The sequence below is a fragment of the Intestinibacillus sp. NTUH-41-i26 genome (genome assembly GCF_032769475.1).
Classification (GTDB): Bacteria; Bacillota; Clostridia; order Oscillospirales; family Butyricicoccaceae; genus Agathobaculum; species Agathobaculum ammoniilyticum.
The window spans coordinates 2,648,082-2,663,977 of record NZ_CP136477.1 but is presented as its reverse complement, the minus strand read 5'-3'; the positions used below and the strand labels follow the sequence as shown (position 1 = coordinate 2,663,977).

General features: G+C 58.8%; 15 protein-coding genes, 3 tRNA genes and 1 pseudogene. 18 read left to right on the top strand and 1 reads right to left on the bottom strand.

The features are described from left to right. Nucleotides 1–2 precede the first annotated feature (2 nt). Nucleotides 3–311, bottom strand: a complete 309-nt coding sequence (locus RX717_RS13830; protein ID WP_054327019.1) for a PadR family transcriptional regulator — start codon at nt 309–311, stop codon at nt 3–5. 219 nt (nt 312–530) lie between these two features. Here RX717_RS13830 and RX717_RS13825 point away from each other — a divergent pair, with 219 nt between their 5' ends. The 18 genes and pseudogenes from RX717_RS13825 (at nt 531) to RX717_RS13735 (ending at nt 15,843) form a co-directional block, all read left to right on the top strand. Continuing rightward, entirely contained in the window at nt 531–1,601 is a 1,071-nt protein-coding gene (locus tag RX717_RS13825; protein ID WP_054327018.1) for a D-alanine--D-alanine ligase family protein, read from the top strand. Next, nucleotides 1,594–2,388: a glutamate racemase gene (murI, locus tag RX717_RS13820; RefSeq protein WP_054327017.1), complete on the top strand. Its 795-nt coding sequence runs from the start codon at nt 1,594–1,596 to the stop codon at nt 2,386–2,388. Before RX717_RS13825 ends, murI begins: the two co-directional genes overlap by 8 nt. A 52-nt stretch (nt 2,389–2,440) precedes the next feature. Continuing rightward, nucleotides 2,441–2,872 carry a DUF1934 domain-containing protein gene (locus tag RX717_RS13815; RefSeq protein ID WP_159068162.1) on the top strand — a complete coding sequence of 144 codons (432 nt, stop codon included), beginning with the start codon at nt 2,441–2,443 and terminating at the stop codon, nt 2,870–2,872. Nucleotides 2,873–2,900: 28 nt separating this feature from the next. Continuing rightward, nucleotides 2,901–4,598: an arginine--tRNA ligase gene (argS, locus tag RX717_RS13810; RefSeq protein ID WP_107631588.1), complete on the top strand. Its 1,698-nt coding sequence runs from the start codon at nt 2,901–2,903 to the stop codon at nt 4,596–4,598. Between the two features lie 103 nt (nt 4,599–4,701). Then, nucleotides 4,702–6,129 carry a S41 family peptidase gene (locus RX717_RS13805; protein WP_316960396.1) on the top strand — a complete coding sequence of 476 codons (1,428 nt, stop codon included), beginning with the start codon at nt 4,702–4,704 and terminating at the stop codon, nt 6,127–6,129. A 31-nt stretch (nt 6,130–6,160) separates the two neighbouring features. Next, nucleotides 6,161–7,201, top strand: a complete 1,041-nt coding sequence (locus RX717_RS13800) for a hypothetical protein (RefSeq protein ID WP_107631590.1) — start codon at nt 6,161–6,163, stop codon at nt 7,199–7,201. A gap of 76 nt (nt 7,202–7,277) precedes the next feature. Next, nucleotides 7,278–8,240 carry a 50S ribosomal protein L11 methyltransferase gene (prmA, locus tag RX717_RS13795; RefSeq protein ID WP_107631591.1) on the top strand — a complete coding sequence of 321 codons (963 nt, stop codon included), beginning with the start codon at nt 7,278–7,280 and terminating at the stop codon, nt 8,238–8,240. 66 nt (nt 8,241–8,306) lie between these two features. Beyond that, nucleotides 8,307–9,031: pseudogene (locus RX717_RS13790) on the top strand (16S rRNA (uracil(1498)-N(3))-methyltransferase). A gap of 25 nt (nt 9,032–9,056) precedes the next feature. Beyond that, a complete protein-coding gene (locus tag RX717_RS13780) occupies nt 9,057–9,839 on the top strand; it encodes a hypothetical protein (protein ID WP_054327010.1) in 783 nt (260 codons plus the stop codon). Nucleotides 9,840–9,908: 69 nt separating this feature from the next. Next, on the top strand, nt 9,909–10,688 hold the full coding sequence (locus RX717_RS13775) for a transglutaminase domain-containing protein (RefSeq protein WP_054327009.1): 780 nt from the start codon (nt 9,909–9,911) through the stop codon (nt 10,686–10,688). Nucleotides 10,689–10,779: 91 nt separating this feature from the next. Continuing rightward, nucleotides 10,780–10,856, top strand: a tRNA-Met gene (locus tag RX717_RS13770). Nucleotides 10,857–10,864: 8 nt separating this feature from the next. Beyond that, a tRNA-Glu gene (locus tag RX717_RS13765) sits at nt 10,865–10,939 on the top strand. Between the two features lie 3 nt (nt 10,940–10,942). Next, nucleotides 10,943–11,018, top strand: a tRNA-Val gene (locus tag RX717_RS13760). An 80-nt stretch (nt 11,019–11,098) separates the two neighbouring features. Then, nucleotides 11,099–12,016: a magnesium transporter CorA family protein gene (locus RX717_RS13755; RefSeq protein ID WP_107631592.1), complete on the top strand. Its 918-nt coding sequence runs from the start codon at nt 11,099–11,101 to the stop codon at nt 12,014–12,016. Between the two features lie 349 nt (nt 12,017–12,365). Further along, the gene (locus tag RX717_RS13750; protein WP_054327007.1) at nt 12,366–13,211 is read left to right on the top strand and encodes a transporter substrate-binding domain-containing protein; all 846 of its coding nucleotides are present in this window, start codon (nt 12,366–12,368) and stop codon (nt 13,209–13,211) included. Nucleotides 13,212–13,239: 28 nt separating this feature from the next. Further along, nucleotides 13,240–13,992 carry an amino acid ABC transporter permease gene (locus RX717_RS13745; protein ID WP_107631593.1) on the top strand — a complete coding sequence of 251 codons (753 nt, stop codon included), beginning with the start codon at nt 13,240–13,242 and terminating at the stop codon, nt 13,990–13,992. A gap of 109 nt (nt 13,993–14,101) precedes the next feature. Next, a complete protein-coding gene (locus tag RX717_RS13740; RefSeq protein ID WP_054327056.1) occupies nt 14,102–14,893 on the top strand; it encodes an amino acid ABC transporter ATP-binding protein in 792 nt (263 codons plus the stop codon). Nucleotides 14,894–14,958: 65 nt separating this feature from the next. Beyond that, a complete protein-coding gene (locus RX717_RS13735; protein WP_107631594.1) occupies nt 14,959–15,843 on the top strand; it encodes a YitT family protein in 885 nt (294 codons plus the stop codon). Nucleotides 15,844–15,896: the final 53 nt, after the last annotated feature.

Sequence of the window (15,896 nt, the reverse complement as noted above, 5' to 3'; positions counted from 1 at the left end):
GTTTACCCTCCAAAAAAGATCGCGTCGATCCCGTTTCGGTAATTCTGCCAGTCGATCCGGTGCTGCCGGAGCTGGGCGCGGCCGTGGTCGGTGATCTTATAGTAGCGCCGGTTCCGTCCGGCGAAGGCCTCGTCATAGGTCGTCAGGCAACCGTCTTTCTGTAGGCGGCGCAGCACCGGATACAGCGTGGATTCCGATATTTCCAGCACTTTCTGCACATCCTGCGTGATACGGTAGCCGTAGGTGCTCTCCCGCTCGACCACCGCAAGGACGATACCGTCAAGCAGGGAGGAGGCGATGGGATAAGACATGGAAGCCACCTCTTTCTGTGTTTGCAATAATATTATATGATATATAATATGCGCTGTCAACGGGCATCTCAAAAAAAGGTGTGAAGCAAATGTAAATTTTGTAAGAACGATGCGCGGAAACGCATAGTTTTTCATTGTATTTATGCGCTATATGGCGTATAATGTTATCCGTATACGAATGAAAAGAAGTAAAGAGCAAGAAGGGGCGAATTCCATAAAATGAAATTGGCGGTATTGTTCGGCGGTATTTCAAGCGAGCATGAGATATCCTGCCTGTCCGCGGCGTCCATCCTGCGCAATCTGGACAGGACGAAATACGAAATCTACGCGGTCGGCATCACGCGCGACGGGGCATGGCGCTACTGCCCGACTTGCGATGTCGAGCGGATCGAGAACGGCTCGTGGGAGCGCATGGCGGATCTGGTGCCGGCGCTGCTCCCGCCCGACCGCGGCGTGCATGGCCTGGTTCTCCTGCGGGAGGGCGCGGCCGAAACCGTCCGGCTGGACTGCGTATTTCCGGTCCTGCACGGCGCGGGCGGCGAGGACGGCACGGTCCAGGGCCTTCTGGAGCTGGCGGGCATCCCCTATGTGGGCTGTGGCGTCGCGGCAAGCGCGAATTCCATGGATAAATCCATCACCAAGGTGCTGGTGGAGACCGCGGGTGTGCGGCAGGCGAAATACTATCTGGCGCTGCGCCATGACTTTGAGCGGGGCGCCGAGGGCGTGGTCCGCGCAGCGGCCGAACAGCTCGGTTCGTTCCCTGTGTTCGTCAAGCCCTGTTCCCAGGGGTCGTCCGTGGGCGTGGCCAAGGCGAACAACATGCTCGAGCTGGCAGCGGGGCTGACCGAGGCGTTTGCGCTGGACGACAAGGTGCTGGTCGAGGAGTTTATTGACGGGCATGAGGTCGAGTGCGCGGTGCTTGGCAACCGCGAGCCGGTCGCTTCCACGGTCGGCGAGATCGCGCCGACCCAGGAATTTTATACGTTTGACGCAAAATATAAGGATGAAAGCTCCAAGCTGTACATTCCGGCGCATATCACCGAGCGGCAGATCGAAACCGTGCGGCGCAACGCGCTGCGCGTGTATCGGGCGCTGGGCTGCCGCGGCTTGGCCCGCGTGGACTTTTTTGTCACCCATGCGGATGGGGAGGTCGTGTTCAACGAGCTGAATTCCATCCCGGGCTTTACCTCGATCAGCATGTACCCCAAGCTGTTCGATTATGAGGGCGTGCGGTATCCAGAGCTGCTCGACCGGCTGATCTCTTTCGCGTGGGAGGAGCGCCATGGATAACCGGGCCATCGGCGTGTTCGACTCCGGCTTGGGCGGGCTGACCGCGGTGCGCCGCCTGCAGGAGATCATGCCGCAGGAGCGGATCATCTATTTTGGGGACACCGGCCGCGTGCCGTACGGTACGCGCGGCCGCGATATTATCATCAAATACGCGCGGCAGGATGTTGCTTTCCTCCGGCAGTTCGACCTGAAGGCGATCATCGTCGCCTGCAATACGGTTTCTTCGGTTGCGCTCGACCTGCTCGGCGAGGAAAACGATATCCCAATCATCGGCACGGTCGAGCCTGCGTGCCGCCGCGCGCTGCGGGAAACAAAAAACGGGCGCATCGGTGTGATCGGCACGGTGGCGACCGTGCGGTCGGGCGCGTATGAGCGCCGCCTGACCGCGGAGCGTTCCCCGCTCGCGCTGACGGTGTGCGCATGTCCGCTGTTCGTGCCGCTGGTGGAAAACGGTCGTGTGTCGCGCGGCGACATCGTGATCGAAACGGTCGTGCGCGAATACTTAACGCCGCTGCGGGAGGCGGGCGTGGATACGCTGATCCTGGGCTGCACGCATTACCCACTGCTGGCGGATGTGATTGGGGACTTCATGCAAGGAGTGACGCTGATCGACTCCGGCGCGGAAGCGGCGAATGCCGCGCGCACGCAGGTTGAGCAGGGCGCAGGACCGGGGGGCACGCAGTATTTCGTTTCGGACGACCCGCAGGGCTTTACCCAGCTTGCCGGCCTATTTTTGCAGCAGCCGGCCGCAGGGGAGGCGGAGCTTGTCGAGATTTCACGGTACTGACCGGATAGTTCAGCGCCGGCGGTGCGCCGCCGGACGGAAAATGGGGAATGATATGAAGAAGGATGTTTGGCTGTCGATCTGCTCCACGCAGCAGTTTGCGGACTGCGAGGAGGAACAGATCGACCTGGTCACGGCGGCCACGCTGTATGAGCGCGGCGGCAAATATTACATCGCCTATGAGGAGAGCGAGCTGACCGGACTGGAAGGGACGCGGACCACCGTCAAGCTGGATGGAAAGACGGTTTCGCTCATCCGGACGGGGACCTACCCCTCCCATATGCTGTTCTCCGAGGATGAGCGGCATATCGGGCTGTATCAGACACCGGTCGGTACGGAAATGGCGATTGCGACGCATACCTCCCACATCCGCAACACGGTGGGTGAAAATGGCGGCGAGCTGGTGATTGATTATACGATAGAGGTGGATCATTCGGTCATGGGGGAGCATCATTTTGAAATGATCGTTTCCACAACGCCGGCATAAGGACGAAAAAGTAACGGAGAGTGAATAAATGAACGCATATGAATTTGCACGCGCCGAGGCGACGCGGGTCGTCGAGGCGGCTTACCACAAGGCGGTCGCCGCAGGCGTTTTGCCGGAAGGCGACATCCCGCCCGTTGCGGTGGAAACGCCCAAGGACGCCGCGAACGGCGACTGGGCTTCCACGTTCGCCATGCAGTGCGCTAAGCCGCTGCGCACGGCGCCGCGCAAGATCGCGGAGGCGATTGTGGAAAACCTCGACCTGGCGGACAGCTGCTTTGACACGGTGGAGATCGCCGGCCCGGGCTTCATGAATTTTACGCTGAACCAGGGTTGGTATGAAAAGGCGGTCAAAAACGTGTTCGAGATGGGGGCGGACTACGGCCGCACCCAGACCCCTGCGCCGGAAAAGGTGATGGTGGAGTTCGTATCCGCCAACCCCACCGGCCCGATGCACATGGGCAACGCGCGCGGCGGCGTGCTGGGCGACTGCCTGGCCGCTGTGCTGGACTGGTCGGGCAACACCGTGACCCGCGAGTTCTACATCAACGACGCGGGCAACCAGGTGGATAAGTTTGCCCACTCGGTCGAGGGCCGCTACATCCAAGAGGTGCGCGGCGAGGACGCGATCGAATTCGACCCGTCCTGGTACCAGGGTGACGATATCAAAGCGCTCGCGCACGACCTGGTCGGGCAGTACGGCGACAGCCTGCTGGACAAGACTCCCGAGGAGCGCTTCGCCATCATCGAGGGCTACGGCCTGCCCACCAACATTGCGCGCATGGAGCGCGACCTGGGCCGCTATAAGATCAATTACGACGTATGGTTCCGCGAGAGCGAGCTGCATGAGAGCGGCTACGTCAAGGAAACCATAGATATGCTGACCGAGAAGGGTGCGACCTACGAAACCACGGACGGCGCGCTCTGGCTGCGCTCGACCGACTTCGGCTGCGATAAGGACGACGTGCTGCGCCGTGCGAACGGGTTTTACACCTATTTCGCGGCGGATATCGCCTACCACCGCAACAAGTTTGAAAAGCGCGGCTTCGACCGCGTCATCAATATCTGGGGCGCGGATCACCACGGCCACGTCAAGCGTCTGCAGTGCGCGCTGGACGCGCTCGGTCTGGACGGCTCGCACCGCCTGGAGATCGTGCTCATGCAGCTCGTGCGCATGATGCAGGGCGGCGAGGTCGTGCGCATGTCGAAGCGCACGGGCAAAAGCCTGACCCTGACCGACCTGCTCGATGAGATTCCTGTGGACGCGGCGCGGTTCTTCTTCAATTCCCGCGCGGCCGAAACCCAGATGGAGTTCGACCTGGACCTTGCGGTCAAGCAGGATTCGGACAACCCGCTGTATTATGTGCAGTACGCGCACGCGCGCATCTGCTCGGTCATCAAAAACTGCGTGGAGGGCGGCGTACCCATGCCGGATACGGCGGCCGTCGATCTGTCCGTACTGACCGGCGCGGACGAGCGCCAGCTCGTCAAGGCGATCGCGCTGCTGCCCGAGGAGATCGCGCAGGCGGCGCAGAGCCGCGACCCCTCGCGCCTGAACAAGTACGCGGTGGCGCTCGCGCAGCAGTTCCACCACTTCTATAATGCGTGCCGCATCAAGTGCGAGGATGAAAAGCTGTGCGCGGCGCGCCTGGCGCTGTGCCTGGCGGCGCGGCAGGCGATTGCGAACACGCTCGGCCTGATCGGCGTGGAAGCGCCCGAAACGATGTGACCCGACTGCCGCATGCGCGCGCAGGACACGGAAATGGAGAAGCAAATGAAAAAATTCGTAAAAAGGCTGGTGTCGCTCGCCCTGGCGGCGCGCGCTGCTGGTCGTGCCGGCGGGTGCGGTGACGCAGGATGGGGAAAGCGAGACTTGGTTTGACGGAGTGTGGGCGCTGATCGACGCGTTCGGCCTGAAGGCGGAGAACGACCCCTATATTCTGCAGAATTATATCAATAAATACTTGGAAGAGCATCCAGAGGAGCTGTACCATGTCGTCAACGATATTCTGTCCCTGCTGGATACCCATTCCATGTACCTGTCGAGCGAGGAGTACACGCAGGGCTTTTCGACTCTGGAGGGCTTTATCGGCATCGGCGTGGGCCTGCAGGAGACTGCGGGCGGCGTGCAGATCGGCGAGGTGCTGCGGTATTCCGCGGCTGAGGAGGCCGGCCTGGAGATCGGCGACCTGATTGTCCGGATCGACGGGGAGGACGCGTCCGGCCTGACCAGCGCCGAGGCGGCCGAGCGGCTGCGCGGCGAGGAGGGTACGCGCGTTTCGCTCACCGTGCGCCGTCAGGGACGCGAGATCGAGGTCGACTGCGTGCGCCGTCAGGTCAACCAGGTTTATGTTTCGAGCAAAACCATGGCCGACGGCGTGGAATACATCAAGGTCAGCGCGATCGGGTCGCAAAACGACTGGGCCGCCTTCTCCGAGATCTGGGAGGGGCTGGATGAGAAAAACACCCGCGCGGTCATCCTCGACCTGCGCGGCAACGGCGGCGGCGTGATCGATATCGCGCTCAGGATGGCCGATGCCATGACGCAGGAGGCGGAGGTCTATCTGGCGGGCGTGCGCTGGCGCAGCGATATGGGCGGTCTGGAACAGACGTTCTCCACGGGCGGCGGTCTGCCGCTCAACCAGATTATCGTGCTGGTGGACGGCGGCACGGCCTCGGCGGCCGAGTTGCTCGCGGGCAGCCTGCAGGACACCGGTGCCGCGCTCCTGATCGGGGAAAAGACCTACGGCAAGGGGCAGGGGCAGTACCATTTCCCGCTGGTCAACGGCGACAAGCTGGTGATCACCACGCTTGAGCTTGAGTTGCCAAAGCAGGGCTGCTACGAGGGCGTCGGCCTGACGCCGGATATCCAGATCGGCAACCGAGAGGTTACGGTCAACGGCGCCGGCCTGTCCCCGCTGGACACCACCAGGACCCTGCGCTTCGGCGACCAGTCGGACGATGTGTACGCCATGACCGAACGCCTCGCACTGCTCGGGCTGATCGACGAGGCGACCAGCACCTTTGACGGAAACGTGCTGGACGCGGTGGCCGCGTTTTGCGAGAGCTATGAACTGGCGCCCGACCTGTATGCCTCGCCTGAGCTGCTGCAGGCGCTGGACGGGGCGATGCAGACGCTGGATGGGCAGACCTTTGTGCTGGACCAGCAGCTGCAGACCGCTTTGGAGCTGTGCAAGCTGGCGGCGGAAGAGCCGCAACAATATACCGCGCTGCCCGACGGCAGCTGGAAGAAAAACTGAGTTACCGTCTTTCTTGGGAGGAAGATAGATTTTGGACATTCCTTTGTGCCAGAACAGCCATAAACCGCAGCTCATGCTGACAGGACCGGAGGCGCTGCCGCTTTACCGGTCGCGTCCGGAATGCTTCGCCGGCGCGCTCGCGCCCGATGGGGCGACCTGTGCGAAGTGGGCGGAGGCGCTCGACGGCCTGCCGGTCGGGCTGCCGCTCGATTGCCCGCCCGTGCCGGACAGGGAAACGTGTGAGCGCCCGCTCACGATGCGCTACATCAGCCTGTGCAAGCAGGCGTTCCGGCCTTTGCTGCATGACGGCGCCGCGTTTTATTACCTGCGGGGGGCGCAGACGTTCGCTGCTCTGCGCGCGGCCGTGCTGGCGCTGGGCGACCTGACCGGCCGCACGGTGATTGCCGAGCTACTGATCGAGGACGACGAAGGGCATATGGTGGATGGCACGGACGTACGCGCGGCGGTCGGCGTGCTGCAGCGCATCGGTGTGACCACTGTTATCCTGACCGCGCACGAGCCGGAATCCATCACGGAGGCGCTGGATATGGCCGCACCGTATGCGCGGCTCTCGCTTGGCGTATCCGTACATTCTGCATGGCTGCGCGCCCAGACCACGCTGTACAATACCGAGGTATTTCTGCCGGTCGAGCATGACGACGAGGCGCGTCTGTTGCAGGCGATCGACGCGCATACCGGCGGGCGGTTGGTGCCGCGCGACCACGATGACTTCATCCTGGCGCCGGATGGCACGAACGTACACTTTATCGACCCGACGATCGATATTTCGGATGAGATCGAATGCGGGCCGCGCCTGGAGGAAGCGCTGCTGGACGCGGAAGAGGACGCGGGCGCGTTCAAGCTGGTGCTGGAATGCGAGGATGATGTGATCGCGCTGGAGAAGTATCAGTATATGATCGCGCGGCCGCTTTGCCTGTGCGCGGAATCCGCGGACCTGCTCGAGCAGGGGCTGCGCGTATACGCAGGGCTGGCCCTGTACGACGGCACCTGGGAGCAGCCGGAGGACGTCCTGCATTATCTGGAACAGAAGTACGGCCTGATACGGCTATAAGGGGCAAAAGCCCGCTGTATCTGCGCCGCGCGTTTCATGCGCGGCATACGGAGAAAAAATGACAGGGAGGCTTTGGATGGACTGGAAAGAAGTCACAATCTATACCACAACGGCCGGTATCGGGCCGGTGGAAGCGCTCTTGGAGGAGCATGGCGTGGAAGGCTATGTGCTGGAGGACGCTGCGGATTTTGAGGAATTTTTGAAGGATACCGAGATATACTGGGATTATGTAGACGAGGATCTGGTGCGCGAAAAGCGCGCGCAGGAGACCTGCCTGAAAATATACCTGCCGGACAGCGGCGAGGGCGCGAAGCAGTACGCCGGCATCCGCGCATCGCTCGAAAGCCTGAAGGCGCGGGATGAAGCGCACGCCTGGGGCCGCCTGTGTACGGAAACCGCGCTGACCCGTCAGGAGGACTGGGAATGGGGCTGGAAGCAGTATTTCAAGCCCTTTCCGGTCGGCGGGAGCTTTCTCATCAAGCCCTCGTGGGAGAGGGTGGACGACGCGCAGGGGCGCCGTATTCTGGAAATCGATCCGGCTTCGAGCTTCGGTACGGGCAGCCATGACACGACCCAGCTCTGCATGGCCGCGCTGGAGCGGTACGTCAGGCCCGGGGACGCGCTGCTCGATATGGGGACCGGCTCGGGCATTCTGGCCATCGCGGCCGCGATGCTGGGCGCGGATGTGCGGACGGTGGTCGATATTGATGAAAACTGCCTGAAAACCGCGCGGGAGAACGCGGAAAAGAACCATGTCTCAATCGGCCGCGGCCTCTGCGGCGACGCACTGCGCGACGCGGGTCTTGCGGAGGAGATCGGCGCGGGCTACCGGATTATCGTGGCGAATATCGTGGCGGACGTGATCATCGGCATGGCGCCGATGTTTGCGGGCAAGCTCGCGGCGGGCGGCGTGCTGATCTGCTCGGGTATCCTGAACGAACGCGCGTCCGAAGTGGCCGCGGCGCTGGAACAAACCGGCTTTGTGATTTTATCGCGGGAGGAAAGCAAGGATTGGAGCGCTTTTGCCGCGAAAAAATGATTCACGGAATGTTCACTTGCCAAACGGAGGTTTTTTTGTTAGAATAGGAAAGGTTATTTGATTACCATGCCAAGATTCTTTGTTGACCGGCAGCCGGAAAACGGCCTGCTGGTTCTGCGGGGCGAGGATGCGCACCACGCGGGGCGCGTGCTGCGGCTGCGGCAGGGCGAGGCGCTCACGCTATGCGACGGCGAAGGGATAGACTATGACTGCACGGTGGAGCAGATCGAAAAAGACGCGGTTCTGTGCCATGTGCGGGACCGCCATCCGGCGGCGACCGAGCCAGGGCAGCGGCTGACGCTGTTTATGGCGCTGCCCAAGGGCGATAAAATGGAATTTATCGTGCAGAAGGCGGTCGAGCTGGGTGTGAGCGAGATCGTACCCTACCTTTCACAGAACTGTGTCTCGCGGCCGGACAAGACCGAAAAAAAGGTGGAGCGCTGGCAGAAGATCGCCGCGGAGGCCGCCAAGCAGTGCGGAAGAGGACGGCTGCCCCGCGTGCGCGCGGTGGTAACAGTGGAGCAGGCGGTCGCACAGGCGGCGGAGAGCGAGACTGCGCTGTTCTTTTATGAAAATGAGAAAAAGACCGGCCTGCGGGACGCGCTCGCGGACGGTGTTGGCAGGACCGTATCGCTGATGATCGGACCGGAGGGGGCTTCACCTTGGAAGAGGCCGAGGCCGCCGTCAGGGCGGGGCTGAGAAGCGTATCGCTCGGCACGCGAATCCTGCGGTGTGAAACCGCGCCGGTTGCGGCGCTGGCCGCCGTTTTATATGCGGGCGGCAATATGTGAGTACAAAAAAGAGGGAGTGTAAGCATTGGCCAAAAGCAATGTGGGCAAAAAGCCAATCAGTGAGGAAGAATACACAACAAATAAGGTGTTAACCGTGTTCAGCATCTGCCTGCTCGGCGTTCTGGTGCTGATGGTGCTGCAGCGCCTGCTCAATTATGGAAGTACGGTCATGGCAGGGTTCCTGATGATCAAGATCCTGCTGGGAATCGGCATCGTTGGGGCGCTGTGGGGCATCTGGTTGCTGGCACGCGAGCTTTCAGGCAAACGCTCCGGTGCACGCCGGCTGATTTGCGGGCGCAATGTGCTGATTGTGAGCATTGTGATCATCCTTTCCATGTCGGTCATCAACTATCTGGGCATCCAGCCGATCAAGGTGCTTTATGTGGTGCTTCCGGTGCTGGCGGTATATTATCTGGTATATCATTCCTACGCGCCGGAATTTTTCCTGATCGCGGTGGATTCGGGCGTCGCGCTTGGACTGATGTGGGTGGTACACCGTGCGCTCGCTTCGTCCAATTTTGGTTCGCTGGCCTATGTGGCGCTCGGCGCTATGGCCGTGCTGACGGTGATCCAGTTGATCTGCGTCTGGTCGCTGCACGGGAAAAAGGGCAAATTCAAGTTCCGCGGCGAGACGGTTGATTCGCAGTTCAGCCGCAATGCGTACACTATGCTCACGGTGACTCCACTGCTGATGACCGTTTTGGTGGCGGTTACCTTGTTCGTTCCCGCCTGCATGCTGGTTGCGCTGGGCGTGGGCGCGGCATATCTGTTCATTACAGCGGTATACTATACCGTTAAGCTGATGTGATTTTATATCCGGAATAAATTGCGGACGGCTGGGCCGTCCGCTTTGTTTTCTGGAAAGGGGGCGCGCAAATTGACACGTTTCGGTAAGCTGCTGGCAGGCGCTGCGCTGTTTTGCGGTATCGCAGGCACGCTGCTGTATCCGCGGCTTTCAGCGCCGCGGGTGCAGAGCCCGTTCGAGGCAGCGGCGCTGCTGGAGCAGGCGGTCAGGGACGGCGGAGAGAGCGTGACGTTCCGCACGGAGGAGATCGACTTGGATGCGGTGTACAGCGCGCTGGAGGCGCGGTATCCCTATGCGTTTGCGCTGCACGCGACCACGCGTCCTAACCAGACGATCGAACTGCGGGTTGAGCTTTCTCGCCCCGCACGGCAGGAGCAGGCCTGGTCGTACGCAAGGGCGCTGGCGGCGGAAACGGTGGACAGCGGCATGTCTGAGGAGCAGAAGCTGCGCGCCCTGCACGACGCCCTGGTTCGGTTATGTCAATATGATACGGATACAGCGGGTAAAGCGGCGCCTGACGGCGCGGCAGCGCCTTTTGCGGCGGACGGTGCATTACTCGACCATAAGGCTGTATGTGCGGGCTATGGCCGCGCATACGGTATGCTGTGCGAAGCCGCTGGGCTGCGTGCGGTCTATATCGCCTCGGAGGAGATGAATCATGGATGGAATGCGGTCCGGCTGGACGGGGAAACCTATTATATTGACTGCACCTTTGATGATCCTGTGCCGGATCGGGGAGAATATGTGTCCGATCAGTATTTCCTGCTGACGGCAGAGGAGCTTTCCAACACACACCAATGGGACAGGACGTTTTATGAGCAGGTGTTGGATGGTCTGGAAAAAGAAAGTTGAGGAAAAAAGCAAAAAACACTTGACAATACGACATATTTGCAATATAATATTTATCGTCGCCAACGAACGGGCGACGCAGGGAAAAGCATATGGCGGTATAGCTTAGTTGGCTAGAGCGTTCGGTTCATACCCGAAAGGTCATTGGTTCAAGTCCAATTACCGCTACCATTTCCCTTGGCCCGTTGGTCAAGCGGTTAAGACACCGCCCTTTCACGGCGGTAACGCGGGTTCGAGTCCCGCACGGGTCACCATATGGAAGTTTAGCTCAGCTGGGAGAGCATCTGCCTTACAAGCAGAGGGTCAGCGGTTCGATCCCGTTAACTTCCACCACTATAAAACCTGAGCCGTATGGCTCAGGTTTTTTGTTTCAGGTAGGCCCATGGAAATAAGACAGCAGAGGAGGGGATGGGATGTCCTGCTATTACCGGATGGAAGAGAGGGTGCGCCTTTTGGGAAAGGAGCCGCCTGAGGTTTGGGAGAATATACTGGCCGTCATCCCGCACGAGGAGCTGTCTGTCGCGCCGCTGCCAATGGGGCTGCGCCCCCCGCCGCATATTATGCGCGGCAAGGAACAGCGGTACTGCCGTATTACTTTTGAAGCAGGCCAGGTTGCCGGCTTCTTCCATGTGCCGGCGCACACCAGACAGGCTACGCATAACTGTGCGTTCACTTGGTGCGGCAGCAATGTGTTGCTGGTCGCCTATGATGATTTTGTGCAGGTGTGCCTGCACAGGGTAGGCCAGTTGAGCGCACACAAAAACGCTGGCTCCGCAGATTTTATTGTAGATTTCCTGTCTGTTCTGATACAGGACGAGCTTCCCCATATTCAGCGGCTGGAAGAGAGCCTTTCCAGTCTGGAGCAGGATGTGCTTCAGGGGAAAGTCAGCCGTTTCATCCACCAAATGAGCGCTCTGCGGCAGGAGCTTAACCGCTTCAACCGTTACTATGCACAGCTCAACGATATGGCGGATTCGGTTTTGGAGAATGTGCCGGAATGGTTTGACTCAACCAGCCTGCAGCGCTTGGGATATTTTGCGCGCAGGGTGGACAGCCTGCGGGATGAAACGCAGATGCTGCGCGAGTATGCCAGCCAGATCAGTACGGAATATCAGGCGCAGATCGATATTGCACAGAACCGGATTATGAAAACGCTGACGATCGTCACAACGGTTTTCCTTCCTTTATCACTGATTGCAGGGTGGTATGGGATGAATTTTGCCTATATGCCGGAGCTGCACTGGACATTCGGCTATCCGGCTGTAATTCTGTTGAGCGCGGTGGTTGTTTGTATCTGTCTGTATTTTTTTAAACGTCGTCATTTTTGGTAAATCAATGGAAATGAAAAGCAGCAGACCGGTTTGCGGTCTGCTGCTTTTTTGACAGAAAGGTGTTTTAAGCGATGCGTCTGCCGTGTTGGCGGCTGTCCACAAAACAAAGCCGGAAGGTACATATGAAACCGTGTAAGTCTATTGTCAAGGAAAAATATAGAGGGATTTTGCGGTGCTGGGAGTTGGAGGCGCGCAGCGGCATTAAAACGGAATGAAAATTAAAGCTGCGCTGTTAATGCGGGATTAAGTTATGCAAACAATGGTTGCAATTTCAAAATCGCGGCTTAAAATATAGGTATTCGTAGAGGCGGACGCCTGTATGAAATAAATAACGAGAGAAGAATGACTTATGATAAGAAAAAAGCTTGTAGCCACGTTCCTTACCGCAACGCTGTGTACCAGTCTGCTGGCCGGCTGCGGCGGGGGCAACGAAGCCTCGGACACAGCGGACAGCAGTGTACTCCGCGTAGGGTTTGAGGGTATGACCGTGCCGACAAACTGGACGCAGGATACGGATGCGCACGGCGCGATCCAGATAACGGGGACGGAGCAGTACCTGTGCGGCTTTGAGGTGGACCTTATGAAACGTGTCTGCGAGGAAGCTGGCCTGACGCTGGAGCCGTATAAATATGAATGGGATGGCCTGATGATGGCGGTGCAGTCCAACAAGGTGGACTGCGCGATCTCCATGATTACCCCGACGGAAGAGCGCCGCGCACAAATGGATTTCACAGAGCCATATTATTCGCCTGATCTGGTGATGGTCGTTAAAAAAGACAGCCCGTATGCTTCGGCAAAGTCGCTCGACGAACTGTCCGGCATCAAGGCGACGTCGATGCTCAATACCTTGTGGTATGATGTAATTGACCAGATTCCCAGTGCCTCCAAGGAGGCGGCCATGGAGAGCGTGCCGGTGCTGGTGGTTGCGGTCAACGCGGGTACGGTGGACGGGATACTGCTCGACCGTCCGACTGCGGAGGGTACGCTGATCTCCAATCCGGAATTAGCAATTGTCGAGCTGGACGAGGAGAGCGGGTTTGAGGTGCCGGCTGAGCAGCTCGATGTCGCGATCGCCGTAACCAAGGGTAATGAAGAACTGGTCGGTAAACTGAATGACGCGCTGGAAAAGATCACCGATGAGGAGAAAAACAAGATGATGGACGCGGCCTGTCAGAACCAGCCGCTGAACCAGTGACCAAACGGAAAGGCGGCTTTTACTTACCATGGACATAGGTAGTATGGACTTCTTTGAAAGGGTTCTGTATTTTATCCAGAATTATGGATCTTCGTTTTTGGAGGGCGCGGAAATTGCCGCGTTTCTCGCGGTAGCGGGAACGGCGCTCGGTTGCCTGATTGGCTTTCTGGCCGGCGCGGTTTCCGCTCTTGAAATCGAACCGGATGATAGTACTCTGCGCAAAGCAGTGCTGCGCGTCGCGCGCGCAGTGATTGCGTTTTACGTCTGGCTGTTTCGCGGTACGCCGATGATGGTGCAGGCCATGGTTATTTTTTACGGCTCAGCCTATTTCGGCGCGGATATGGACCCTGTCACCTGCGGCCTGTTTATCGTTTCGATCAATACAGGCGCTTACATGGCTGAGACGGTGCGCGGTGGCATTCAGTCGATTGATCCGGGGCAGAACGAGGGCGCGGAAGCCATTGGCATGACGCGCGGTCAGACGATGCGTCTGGTCATCCTGCCGCAGGCATTCCGCAATGTGGTGCCGCAGATTGGAAACTACCTGATCAGTAATGTCAAGGACACCTCGGTGCTGAGTGTAATCACGGTCGGTGAGCTGTTTTATGTGGGCCGATCGGTTGCCGGACAGTTTTTTACCTATTTTGAAGTGTTCACCGTGATCTGTATGATCTATCTGGTGCTGACAACGGTAACGACTGCGCTGGTGCGCTTGGTGGAGAAACGCCTGGCGGGTCCCAAAGATTATGTTCTGGAAGAAGCGGAGGAGACGCCGGCATGACAGGTGCTGTCCGCGGCTATGATCCGTATGAAAGATTTAAGTTGAAACGAGAAAAGGAGCTGCATGAAACATGGAGGTTACCCGAACTATGCCCTTGAACCGCCATACGATGGCACTGTCTGCAAAGAGTGTGGATGCCGTGAAAGGGCGTGCCGGCGTAAAGACGGATACTGTCCTGCGTATCGAACATTTGAGCAAGAATTTCGGTTCGCATATCGTATTGCGGGACATTGATTTTTCGGTTCGTTCGGGAGAGGTCGTCTGCATCATCGGCGCTTCCGGATCGGGGAAGTCAACGATGCTGCGCTGTATCAACCATTTGGAAACACCAACGTCCGGCGAGATTACCTATGAGGGGAAAGCGGTCGGCGGCGTGCATTTTGACCTGTCGCAATATCGCGCCAAGGTCGGCATGGTGTTCCAGTCGTTTAACCTGTTCAACAATATGACGGTTTTGCAGAACTGCATGGCGGGACCGGTGCATGTGCTGCACAAAAAGAAAGCGGAGGCGAAACAGGACGCTCTGTTTTACCTGAAAAAGGTAGGTATGGCACCGTATATCAACGCGCGCCCCTCACAGCTTTCGGGCGGCCAGAAGCAGCGCGTTGCGATCGCCCGTGCGCTGGCCATGCACCCGAAAATGCTGCTGTTCGATGAACCGACGAGCGCGCTCGACCCGCAGATGGTGGGCGAGGTGCTGGCGGTCATGCGTCAGCTTGCAAAAGAGGGCATGACCATGGTTGTGGTTACGCATGAGATGCAATTTGCGCGCGAGGTTTCCAACCGGACCGTATTTATGTGCGATGGCGTGATCGCGGAAAGCGGCACGCCGGAGCAGATCTTCGAGCATCCGCAGAACCCGAAAACACAGCAGTTCCTCAGCCGCTTCCAGGCAAGCTGAGGCTGGAAGGCGCGGCACGGAAAGGGCCGCGCCTTGCTTTGCGCAGACAGAAAGGAGAGATAAAAATGGAGCTTCGGACCCGTCTGGCAGAATATATGTCCTTGCGCTCTCTGGGACTGATTGTTGCAGGTACGTTTTTATTTTCGTTTGGCATGAACGTATTTATCACCCCGTTGGGACTGTTCAGCGGCGGTTTTCTGGGCATTGCACAGCTGGTGCGGGCATTTCTGGTTAATGTGCTGGGGCTCAGCCTTGGAAACGCGGATATAGCGGGCATCCTGTATTTCTTGATGAGCGTCCCGCTGCTGATACTGGCGTACAGCCAGCTGGGAAGGCCGTTTTTTATCAAAACGCTGGTCTGTACCGGACTGTACAGCTTTTTCCTGACCGTGATCACGGGGCCAGAGCAGCCGATTTTTTCGGATACGCTGACCTCCTGTATCGTTGGAGGGCTGGTTGCGGGCGTTGGCGCAGGGCTTACGCTGGTTTCGGGCGGCTGCGGCGGTGGGGAGGAAATATTGTGCGTGTATCTGGCGCAGAAAAACCCGTCATTCAGTGTGGGACGTGTATGTATCCTGATTAACGTGCTCGTATTCGGCTGCTGCGCGGTATTCTTCAATCTGCCTGCGGCGATCTATTCGGTTATCTATTCCGTGACCGCCAACCTGACGCTTGACAGGGTGCATTTCCAGCGTATTACGATGGATGTCATGATTATCACCAAGCTGGATAATATGGAACAGCTGGTATTTGATACGGTGCAGCGCGGTGTGACAAGGCTGCATGGAGAGGGCGGCTATACTCGGGAATCGACCAATGTGCTGCTGACGGTAGTATCCAAGGACGAGGCATTTGCACTTAAACGTGCGGTGCGCAAGCGCGATCCGGATGCTTTCATCATTGTACATGATGATATCGGCGTTGCAGGGAATTTCGAGATGCGTCTGTAAACAATCAAACAGGAGGCTGGTGCGGCAATGTGCCGCACCAGCCTTTCTGTGCT

Coding starts and splice junctions, on each gene's coding strand:
- RX717_RS13735 (WP_107631594.1), top strand. CDS start 14,959: ATGGAGCTTCGGACCCGTCTGGCAGAATATATGTCCTTGCGCTCTCTG.
- RX717_RS13740 (WP_054327056.1), top strand. CDS start 14,102: ATGGCACTGTCTGCAAAGAGTGTGGATGCCGTGAAAGGGCGTGCCGGC.
- prmA (WP_107631591.1), top strand. CDS start 7,278: ATGGACTGGAAAGAAGTCACAATCTATACCACAACGGCCGGTATCGGG.
- RX717_RS13815 (WP_159068162.1), top strand. CDS start 2,441: ATGAAGAAGGATGTTTGGCTGTCGATCTGCTCCACGCAGCAGTTTGCG.
- argS (WP_107631588.1), top strand. CDS start 2,901: ATGAACGCATATGAATTTGCACGCGCCGAGGCGACGCGGGTCGTCGAG.
- RX717_RS13830 (WP_054327019.1), bottom strand. CDS start 311: ATGTCTTATCCCATCGCCTCCTCCCTGCTTGACGGTATCGTCCTTGCG.
- RX717_RS13825 (WP_054327018.1), top strand. CDS start 531: ATGAAATTGGCGGTATTGTTCGGCGGTATTTCAAGCGAGCATGAGATA.
- RX717_RS13750 (WP_054327007.1), top strand. CDS start 12,366: ATGATAAGAAAAAAGCTTGTAGCCACGTTCCTTACCGCAACGCTGTGT.
- RX717_RS13745 (WP_107631593.1), top strand. CDS start 13,240: ATGGACATAGGTAGTATGGACTTCTTTGAAAGGGTTCTGTATTTTATC.
- RX717_RS13755 (WP_107631592.1), top strand. CDS start 11,099: ATGTCCTGCTATTACCGGATGGAAGAGAGGGTGCGCCTTTTGGGAAAG.
- murI (WP_054327017.1), top strand. CDS start 1,594: ATGGATAACCGGGCCATCGGCGTGTTCGACTCCGGCTTGGGCGGGCTG.